The sequence below is a fragment of the Neptuniibacter sp. UBA6509 genome (genome assembly GCA_002435145.1).
In the GTDB taxonomy this organism is placed as follows: Bacteria; Pseudomonadota; Gammaproteobacteria; order Pseudomonadales; family Balneatricaceae; genus Neptuniibacter.
Genome location: DJLT01000003.1, coordinates 92,256 through 102,666 on the forward strand (window position 1 = coordinate 92,256; position 10,411 = coordinate 102,666).

Genomic DNA, 10,411 nt, shown 5'->3' on the forward strand with positions numbered 1-10,411 from the left:
TAATGATACGTTTGTGATGAATGCTTGGGCGGAAGATCAGAAAGCTGAAAATATTACGTTTTTACCTGATGGTAATGGTGATTTTAGCGAAGCGATGGGTATGTTGGTTGATAAGCAGGATCTAGGCTTTGGCAAGCGTTCTTGGCGTTATTCTATGCTGGTTAAAGATGGTGTCATTGAGAAAATGTTCATCGAGCCAGATCTACCGGGCGACCCATTCCAGGTGTCTGATGGTGATACGATGTTAGATTACATCAATCCAAATGCGGAGCAGCCAAAGCGTGTGACGGTCATAAGTAAACCAGGTTGTGGTCACTGCACAAGAGCGAAAAAAGTACTGGCTGATAACGGCTTTAAGTATGAAGAGATCGTATTGGGCAGTAATGGCGTAAGCTTCAGTTCACTTCAGGCAGTTTCCGGCCATGGTACAACGCCACAGATCTTTATTGATGGCAAGTTGATTGGTGGTGCTGATGAGTTAGAAACGTGGGTAGGCGCTTAGTTTACCGCTGCTAATACTTTGTTTAAGATTTAGCCCAGTTTTTAACTGGGCTCTTCAATCGTCGCTTTTAAATCTTAGTCTTTAAGACGTAATCCACCGGGCTCAATGGTTATTTTACCCTGCTTCAAGAGTGCACCAACGGCTTTCTTGAATGCTTTCTTGCTGATACCAAACAGCTTGAAAATTATCTCTGGAGAGGATTTATCATTCACGGTAATGAATCCTTCCTGCTCTTCCATCATCTGAATTATTTTATCGGTGGTATCAACAACTTTGCCGTAACCTGGCTTTTGCATTGAAATGTTAATCTTGCCATCAGCCCTGACCTCTTTGATATAACCTTTAAATTTCTGTCCAGGGTAAACGGTTTTTAAAACGTCGCTTTTGAAAATCATGCCCCAATGTTCATGGTCTACAATAACTTTCTGGCCTAAGTCTGTACGGTTGGCGACGACCAGCTGCACCTCTTGACCAGATTTATAGTTTGGTGGTGTGTTATCTAGGAAACGATCGATCTTTGTTGACGCAACAATACGGTTTGTATGCTTATCTAGATAAAGGTGAACAAGGTAGCGCTTATCCACTTCTACAGGGCGGTTTTTCTGCTCGCTGAAAGGTAGTAAAACATCTTTAGGTAGCCCCCAATCCATGAATGCACCGACGTTATTTACTTCTGAGACTCTTAACATGGCAAATTCGCCTACGATTGATAATGGAGTATCAGTCGTTGCAATGAGGTAATCATCGGTATCTAAATGTATGAAGACACGAATCTTATCGCCTACTTCTAGATCTTCAGGGCAGTAGCGTTTAGGCAGTAGAATCTCACCTAGCTCACCTGCGTCAAGGTAAACACCAAAATCTCTTTCTTTGATGACTTCAAGGGTGTTGTATTTGCCGATTTCGGCCATGGCTTTAACTTCCGGAATTAGGTGAGATGATACAACGCTAAGGTTGTTTAACCTCTATTATCCTAGTCCATCAACAAAGATAAAAGCCCTTAAACAAAAAAAGCCTCAACGTAAAAGAGGAGGCTTTTGAATATGGAGGGTAATGTGAAGGAATTATCGACCTAAACGGCGAATAGCCTGAGGGGTAAAGTCCTTCTGTTTAAAGCGCTTTGTAAAATCAAACCCTGATCCCTCTTCATTGGTTAAGCTACCGACCAAGTACCGGCCAGATTGAAGATCATAGAGTGCTTCAGCGGTTAACCAAGGAACATTGGCATCACGATATTGGAACTGGTGTGCTTCAGCTACACGCCATAATTCACCCCGGCCGTCGTAATGGTCGACAGTAGCAATCTGCCATGTGTCCTCGTCTACATAAAAGGTGCGTTTGGAATAGATATGGCGTTCACCCTCTTTAAGGGTCGCTTCTACCTTCCATACACGGTGCAATTCATAGCGGGTATGTTCAGGGTTTATATGGCCCGGAGCTAAAATATCATCGTATTTGAGGGCTCTATCCGCTAACGCAAAACTGTTATACGGGATATAGAGTTCCTGTTTGCCGACTAAGTTCCAGTTATAACGGTCAGGTGCTCCGTTAAATAGGTCTAAATTATCGGTCGTACGTTGCCCATCACTCGCTGTGCCGGGGGCATCATAAGCAATTTGTGGCGCTCTACGAACACGACGCTGCCCTGCATTATAGGTCCATGCTTGTCGAGGTTGAGTGATCTGGTTCATCGTTTCATGCACCAGCAATACATTGCCAGTCAAGCGAGAAGGAGCTTTCACTTGCTGAACAAAATAGAACAGAATGTTTTCCCCTTTTTCTGCCTTATCTGAATCAGTCAGTGAGCTAGGCCATGACATTTTTTCATTGATTTTAACCGCGGTATAACTACCGTTGGCCTGTACAGGGACTTGGACGAATGTACGCTCCAGAGCGCCGCCTCTATAACGTGTCATATGGTTCCATATGACCTCCAAACCATTACCAGGAATGGGGAAGGGTATCGCAGTGCTAAACCCATCTAACCCATTACCGTTGTCTGTTAATGTGGTAGAGGTCGCGTTTGCTTTGGCTGCGGTGTAGACGCTATCAGGTAGAGCTGCGGTTCTATGTGTTGGATAGACCGGAATTGAGTAACTGTCTGGATAACGTTGCAGCATGGCTAACTGACCGGGTGTTAAGTTGTCCTTATATTGCTCAGCATTAGCGGCTGTAATAGTGAACAAGGGTTGCTCGCCGGCAAATGGATTCGTGTAGCGATCATCTGAAGTGGCAAGGCCACCGTTCCATGCTGGGATAGTTCCCGCACTGTTCCCCATCTTCTCTGCACCGATAGGGGTTAAAGAGTTACCCAGTTTCTCAGCGTTTTCCGGGGTTGTGGCTGCTAGGGCCGCAGAGGAAATCATTAGTAGAGCTGAACTCAGCAGCAGTTTCTTATTATTTTTAAGCATTGATGCGTTCTCCATCTTTATGCCGTTTCTTAAAAAGAAACGGATGCGCTGAGTGAAAGGAAGTCTCGGTCTTCAATTGAATTGAATTTACCACCGAAGTAATCGGTGTACGACACTTGGACCGAATACATATTAAGGTAATCAGCGGTAAGACTTAGGCCGAGCGTCTTTTCATCTTCATTAAAGGCGGCTCCGGGCTGTGGGCCGTAGCCCTCTAAACCATGTTTAAAGCTGATTTGAGGGGTTAAATTAACGCCTGCGAATGCGTTAGGGTAGTTCAAATTAGCTCTCAGTACGTAACCATATGAGTCTTGTGTTACAAACCCTTCGGTATCACCCGCTGCGTAACCATAGGCACCATTTCGACCATATTTTAGTGCGTTAGCGTCTTCATCTAAGCCATGAACATGGGTCCATGCGACTTCACCTATCAAGGCTAAGCGGCTAGCACCAAGGACTTGGTCGTAGAATTTGATGACACTGCTCTGTACTTGGGTCACGTCCAGTTCGCTGTAACCGTAGATAGTTCCACCTAAACCCGCTTCAGATACAAGCTGATCAGCTGCTGCATTTCCAGAACCCCCAACATGTTGCTGTAAAATTGCCGCAACCAAGAGTGGTCCATTGACTTGTATAGGTACATCACGTTTGTAGCTAACTTCACCTGACCAGGCTAGATCACCCACATTGGTATTAAAGCTTAGTCCGATCATTTCGATATCTTCAGGGTAGCTTGTGAAGTAGGTGGTATCTACAAGCGTACTGATACCAGCAAGTTCACCTGCCGCCGCCCCTGCTGCTTGAGCTTCAGCAAGTGTGCCCCCTGCACCGAGAACTGCAGCGGCGGCTGCATTACCTGCAGCGGTTGCTGTTGCGCCAAATGTTGCAGCATCAGTAACGGAGTTTATTGCGCTAGTGACCGGTAAGCGGCTGTGGTATTTGGCGAAGTAAAAGCCAAATTCAGTGTTGTTGAGGTTTTCTGCGAAGTAGCGCGCAGAGAAACCAAACTGTCCATCATCATCAGCTTCTCTGATTCCATCTTCATTTCTGTAAATGACGGGATCAAAACCGATCGCTGCGCCAGATATTGAGGGGGTAAAGTACTGTTGATCGGTTAGCGGTAGAGGAACGCGGATACCATTACAGCCTTCGGCAACAAAGTCTATATTTGAAAAATAAGTACCGCAGCCATCAATAGCGGTCGGTTCCCATTTAATTTGATAGAAAGTTTCAACGCTTAAATTGTCAGTAACACCCAAAGAGGCAAAAGCCATATTAACAGGTAAAAGGCCCTCTTTTACTTCGGCGCCAGCGCGCCGGAATGCATTAACATCCACCGGATTGATAGAGTTTAAACCACCTTGTACAAAGGTGCTTTCGCCCCAGTTAACCACTTGACGGCCTACGCGCAGATCTAATGGTTTATCGCCTATATCAAAACCACCGTAGACATATGCATCAAGAATTTCAAAACCCGAAAACTTAGAGAAATCGTTAAAATTATCATCGTTCAGCGGATCACCTGGCACATATAAATTTGAAGCATGGCCATGAGGCCGAGCGCCGTCTTTTAGTTCAGAATCAAGCCAGTATTTGGCGCGGGCAAATACACCGATGTTCTGATAGTTTAGTTCCAGATCATGAACACCTTTAAATATTTGAGAGTAGGTATCACCTTTCTCAAAGTTCTGATTGCCATCGTCATAACTGCCGGAGCCTGAGCTTAAGCCGCCGTTTGGCGAGGATATAAGTTCCTGCGAAGGGTCATCCATTCTCCAGCTTGCACCCACTGAAATCTGTGAATCAAAGCGGCCTTCTATTTCGCCTAGGTTGAATTCGATAGCTTGTGCCTGATTTATGCTGATGGCTGTGCCAACCAGTAGGGGCAAAAGCTTATATGAGGTTTTGGGAATAATGTTTTTGCTGCGATGCAAAATACATTTTTTAGTTGCCATTTCGTTCACCTAGCGTTGTTATTTTTTTAAAAGGCCTTAACAAGCGTTGTACCTAAGATAGCTGAGTTTGTTAAGAAGCGCCTATTTTCAGGTGGTTTGGTCATTCATTTTTTTATTCTACGCTAAGCATAATCTATGTGTCGTTGCTTTCGCTCAATAACAATACTCACCATTTTTATTAACAAAATTGTTCTTATGGGTTGCTAAAAGTGTGATTTATGGCCAACAATGTAAAAGGGAAATGCGTTTCATGTTAACTATTAATGAGCAGGCGGCGCAGTTATGGAACGTAAAATTACAGTACCGGCGGGTTACGTTAGGCATCTTTTACAGTTAGTTGAAGAGCAAGGCTTTAGTGTTGAAGAGTTGCTCTCTCAGGTGGGGATTGAACTTTCAGAGATCGGAAACCAAACAGAGTTTCCCGCTGATAAATTTGGCTTGCTCTACCAGCGAATCTATTACATTGCTCAAGATGAATACTTTGGGATGTTGAGTGGTGGGAAAGTGCCTAATGGTACTTTTCGTATGATGTGTCATTGCTTAATTCATTGCACTACATTGGAAAAAGCGATTTATCGTGCCAGTGATTTTCATGAGATCTGCCGTGGGACACAAGTTAAACCCTCTCTTGTGCGTAAAGGCCGATATGCGAAGGTTTCATTCACCACTACGGATGCTTCGGGCATCACGATGGATGAATTGCTGAAGGATGAAAATCCAGCCAGAGTACGTACATCCCTGTCTATGTGGCATCATTTTTTGTGCTGGCTTATCGGTAAGCGACTAGACTTGAAAGCTTCTTATTTTTCTTTTCCTGAGCCCGATGATAGTGCTCAATACGCCACACTGTTTCAATCAGAAGTTAAGTTCGATCAACATGATAATGCGATCGTTTTTCCTGCACGTTATCTCGATTTTCCTATAGTTCAGACCCCTGATACTCTGCGTAGTTTTCTTAAAACAGCCCCTTATCAGCTTATTGTGATGGTTGATGACGATGCTAGCCTTAAGTCTCAAGTTGTGGCGTTAATTGGTAAGGATTTTAGTCAAGAGTTACCTAGCGCCGATGAGGTGGCGTTTCGCTTGAATATGTCTGTATCAACTCTAAGACGGCGATTGCTTGATGAAGGTACCTCCTATCAGAAGATTAAAGACGAAAGCCGAAAAGTCGCTTCACTGAACTATATGAACTCTCCTCAACTATCGATCAATGATGTGGCGGAACTCATGGGTTTTGATGAGCCTTCAGCCTTTTTTAGATCTTTTAAAAAGTGGACAGGGATGACGCCTGGGGAGTATCGGCGCAGTGATACTTATTGTCAGCAGTTAGCCAATTCATAGTGGTGAGCTCGTTGCTCTTGAATAGTGAGTATTGAGCTCGACTTTATTTCCTTTGAACGTTTTTGTTATTGATTCAGGTTATTAATGTTATTGCCGGTTTTGGCCTATAAATAGATCATGTTTGTAGCATTTCCCGATGTGATAACAATATTTTTTATGAATTTAGTGCGGCGTATTATTGAGAATGGCCTCACTATGGAGTGATCAGGCTATGAGCGATTATCGTTACCCTTATCAAGATGGTGTTTTTGTTTTAAACCATTTGGTTGGGCTAGAACAGATTTGCAATGAAGCGGGTCTTGAAGAGTTTGCTGAAGGTCTAGCTGAAGCAGTGTTAGACGAAGCGTCGAAGCTAGGCTGCGAAAAGCTTGCCCCTTTGAACGTAAAAGGTGATCAACATGGCGCACTCATTAGCAATAACCGGGTGCAAGAAACGGTCGGCTTTGCAGACGTATATCAGCAATTCTGTGACGGTGGTTGGCCTTCGTTAGCTGCAAATCCAGAATTTGGAGGTCAAGGGCTGCCAGATGTCTTAGCGGTTGCCGTTAATGAGGTTTGGCAGTCTGCAAATTTAGCCTGGGCATTGTGTCCTTTGTTAACTCAAGGCGCGATAGAGGCGATTGAAAGTCATGGTGATGAGGCGCTAAAAGCGAATTACTTATCAAAGCTTATCAGTGGTGAGTGGACAGGTTCAATGAACCTGACCGAGCCTGATGCAGGGACCGATCTTGCTGCGCTTAAAACCAAAGCGCAGCCAAATGGAGATCATTACTTAATAAGCGGTCAGAAAATTTTCATTACTTGGGGCGATCATCAGATGACGGACAATATTGTTCATCTGGTACTTGCTCGCTTACCTGATGCCCCCGCAGGGGTTAAAGGGATTTCATTGTTCGTCGTACCGAAGTTTTTACTCGATGAAAATGGAGCGTTAACGGAGCAGCGTAATGATGTGTTTGCTGTTTCATTGGAGCATAAGCTAGGTATTCATGGCAGTCCTACCTGCGTCATGAGCTTTGGTGAAAATGACGGTGCCATCGGTTATTTAGTTGGTGAGGAAAATAACGGCCTTGCCTGTATGTTCACAATGATGAATGACGCGCGCCAAGGCGTAGGTCTGCAAGGATTAGCCATTTCTGAACGTGCCTATCAGCATGCGCTTGAATACGCTAAGGAGCGTATTCAAGGGACGCTTAGGGATGGTTCTCGTATAAGTATCATTAAACACCCCGATGTTCGCCGCATGTTAATGCAGATGAAATCATCTATTCAGGCGATGCGTGCACTTGTTTATGTGGCGCGTGCAGAAACCGATAGGGCGAAAAATGCTGAAGATGAGTCTATTTGCCTAAAACATCAAAAAAGAACTGACCTGTTAACCCCTATTGTCAAAGGGTGGGTGACTGAACTCTCACAGGAAGCAACTTACCTTGCTGTACAAGTGCATGGGGGAATGGGCTATATCGAAGAAACGGGTGTTGCCCAATATTACAGAGATGCTCGAATTCTGACGATTTACGAAGGGACTACCGGTATTCAGGCTTTAGATCTGATTGGGCGAAAAACGTTATCGGATAGTGGTGAGGCATTGAATGAGCTTTTGGATGAAATTCATACTGATCTAGATAGTATAAAACATCCAGATCTGCAAGATATTACTCAGGCTGTTTTAGAGGCGCTTTCTACGGCTCAGAAAGTTAAAGGTTGGGTTTTAGAGCATCGTACTGATAGTGATGCACTAGGTAGTGCAAGCGTCAACTATATGATGTTGTTGGGATATCTGTGTGGAGGTTGGTTGTTAGCTAAATCAGCGTCTATCGCATTTGAACAGTTGGCTGGAGATGAAGCCGGGAATGAATTCTTGCAGGCTAAAATTGTGTCTACACGTTTTTATACCGAGCAGCTATTGCCTAGAGTCACTGCGTTAGCAGCGGCTATGTATGCAGGCGCTGATTCCACTATGGCGTTGAAAGAAGAGCAGTTTTAATAAAGGCGTCGTTTTGGGTGGAGAGTTAGACTTATGCTAGAGGAAAGCAATGTGAATGCAGTAGAGCGAGAATCAATGGCATTTGATGTCGTTATCGTAGGCGCAGGTCCTGCAGGTTTATCTACCGCTTGTCGTATGATGCAGTTAGCACAAGAGCAAGATAATGAAATCACAGTATGTGTTGTTGAAAAAGGCTCGGAAGTGGGCGCGCATATTCTGTCTGGCGCAGTTATTGAAACTCGTGCATTGGACGAACTTTTTCCTGAGTGGAAAGAGCTAGGCGCACCTTTGACGACAGAAGTAACAGAAGATGAAGTTTATCTGCTTAAAGATGCAGAAAACGGTACAAAAGTTCCTAATGCGTTTGTGCCAAAAACGATGCATAACCAAGGTAACTATATTGTTAGTTTAGGTAATGTTACCCGCTGGTTGGCTGAGCGCGCAGAAGAGTTAGGGGTGGAGATATTCCCTGGGTTTGCCGCTGCGGAAGTTTTGTACCATGCGGATGGCAGCGTGAAAGGTATTGCTACAGGCGATATGGGGTTATCTGAAAGTGGTGAGCAAAAAGATAGCTTTATGCCCGGGATGGAACTGCATGCTAAATACACGGTATTTTCAGAAGGCTGCCGTGGCCATTTAGGTAAAGAGCTGATTGGGAAATATGATCTTGATACTCAAGCAGATGCGCAACATTACGGTATTGGTATTAAAGAACTATGGGATATCCCCGCGGAACAGTATCAGCCAGGTTTAGTGGTGCACGGTTCAGGGTGGCCTCTAAGCAGTGATGCAAGTGGTGGTTTTTTTCTATACCACACGGATGAGAATCAAGTGGTGGTGGGCCTCATTGTCGATCTCAATTATGCCAACCCGTTTACGAGTCCTTTTGATGAGTTCCAGCGCCTGAAGCATCATCCTGTGTTGAAAAAGCATCTTCAAGGCGGAACGCGAGTATCTTATGGCGCGCGCGCCATTACTAAAGGCGGTTTTAATTCATTGCCACGTATGACATTCCCCGGTGGACTTATCGTAGGTTGTAACGCGGGTACGTTGAATTTCAGTAAGATCAAAGGCACGCATACTGCAATGAAGTCAGGGATGGTGGCAGCGGAAACAATGTTTGAAGCCTTATCAGCAGGTTGCGAAGGGAGTAAAGATCTAACTCGCTATGCGGAGTTGTTTAAGGCGTCTTGGCTGTATGACGAATTATTTCGTTCGCGAAACTTTGGTCCTGCAATGCATAAGTTTGGAGCGATCTTGGGTGGTGCTTTTAACTACGTGGATCAGAACTTATTTTCTGGCAAGCTTCCTATCACTCTGCATGATAACCATGAAGACTATGCTCAGCTGAAGCCTGCATCAAGCTTCAAGCCTATTGAGTACCCTAAGCCTGACGGTAAATTAAGCTTTGATAAGCTCTCTTCGGTATTTTTATCAAATACTAACCATGAAGAGGATCAGCCTTGTCATCTTAAATTGGCAGATGCATCCGTTCCTCTTGGACGTAATCTTGAGCAGTTTGCTGAACCTGCACAGCGATATTGTCCCGCAGGCGTGTATGAAATAGTGGAAGATGAAGCTGGAAAGCATTTTCAGATTAATTCACAGAACTGTTTGCACTGTAAAACATGCGATATTAAAGATCCGGCACAAAATATTCGTTGGGTCGTGCCAGAAGGAGCTGGTGGACCTAATTACCCAAATATGTGAATTCGCATTAACTGGTTGTTATTTGTTCGAAAATGGCCGGGTTTTGAAAGATATTGATCACTATGTAACCGCTTAATTCCATTATGGAAATAGTTTTAAGAATATTCGTTTTTTTTGCGAAAATATTACGTAATTAGTTGACACAAAAACTCATTGAGTTAATATACGCGCCGTTCCTGCGGAGGGATGGCTGAGTGGTCGAAAGCACTGGTCTTGAAAACCAGCGGTCCGAGAGGGCCCTAGGGTTCGAATCCCTATCCCTCCGCCATTTATTGGAACTTGAGTTCCCTGATAGCTCAGTTGGTAGAGCAGTAGACTGTTAATCTATTGGTCGCTGGTTCGAGTCCAGCTCAGGGAGCCAATTTAAGAGATGGGTCGTTAGCTCAGTTGGTAGAGCAGTTGGCTTTTAACCAATTGGTCATAGGTTCGAATCCTATACGACCCACCACTCTTAAGAATTTGCGAATAATATCGCTACCATGTGGGTCGTTAGCTCAGTTGGTAG

The 10,411-nt window shown here is 44.4% G+C and carries 7 protein-coding genes and 3 tRNA genes; 7 read left to right on the plus strand and 3 right to left on the minus strand.

The window, feature by feature from the left end; all coding sequences use genetic code 11:
* Positions 1-502: glutaredoxin domain-containing protein (locus tag B4K11_RS00530; protein ID WP_292959184.1), on the plus strand; the 502-nt coding region annotated here is incomplete at its 5' end.
* Positions 503-576: 74 nt separating this feature from the next.
* Here B4K11_RS00530 and B4K11_RS00535 read toward each other — a convergent pair.
* The 3 genes from B4K11_RS00535 to B4K11_RS00545 form a co-directional block, all read right to left on the minus strand.
* Positions 577-1,413, minus strand: a complete 837-nt coding sequence (locus tag B4K11_RS00535) for a CvfB family protein (protein ID WP_292951086.1) — start codon at positions 1,411-1,413, stop codon at positions 577-579.
* Positions 1,414-1,566: 153 nt separating this feature from the next.
* Positions 1,567-2,913, minus strand: coding sequence for a DUF1329 domain-containing protein (locus tag B4K11_RS00540; protein ID WP_292951084.1), 1,347 nt, complete (start codon positions 2,911-2,913; stop codon positions 1,567-1,569).
* Positions 2,914-2,942: 29 nt separating this feature from the next.
* On the minus strand, positions 2,943-4,868 hold the full coding sequence (locus B4K11_RS00545; RefSeq protein WP_292951082.1) for a DUF1302 domain-containing protein: 1,926 nt from the start codon (positions 4,866-4,868) through the stop codon (positions 2,943-2,945).
* Between the two features lie 282 nt (positions 4,869-5,150).
* On the opposite strand from B4K11_RS00545, the gene B4K11_RS00550 reads away from it, so the two are divergent.
* The 6 genes from B4K11_RS00550 to B4K11_RS00575 all read left to right on the plus strand — a co-directional run bounded on the left by B4K11_RS00550 (position 5,151) and on the right by B4K11_RS00575 (position 10,354).
* Positions 5,151-6,209 (plus strand): AraC family transcriptional regulator, encoded by a 1,059-nt coding sequence (locus tag B4K11_RS00550; protein ID WP_292951080.1) that lies wholly within the window; start codon positions 5,151-5,153, stop codon positions 6,207-6,209.
* A gap of 211 nt (positions 6,210-6,420) precedes the next feature.
* Entirely contained in the window at positions 6,421-8,196 is a 1,776-nt protein-coding gene (locus B4K11_RS00555) for an acyl-CoA dehydrogenase (RefSeq protein ID WP_292951078.1), read from the plus strand.
* Positions 8,197-8,229: 33 nt separating this feature from the next.
* Entirely contained in the window at positions 8,230-9,906 is a 1,677-nt protein-coding gene (locus B4K11_RS00560; protein WP_292951076.1) for an electron transfer flavoprotein-ubiquinone oxidoreductase, read from the plus strand.
* A gap of 180 nt (positions 9,907-10,086) precedes the next feature.
* A tRNA-Ser gene (locus tag B4K11_RS00565) sits at positions 10,087-10,174 on the plus strand.
* Between the two features lie 17 nt (positions 10,175-10,191).
* A tRNA-Asn gene (locus B4K11_RS00570) sits at positions 10,192-10,267 on the plus strand.
* Between the two features lie 11 nt (positions 10,268-10,278).
* Positions 10,279-10,354, plus strand: a tRNA-Lys gene (locus tag B4K11_RS00575).
* The last annotated feature ends 57 nt before the right edge of the window (positions 10,355-10,411 follow it).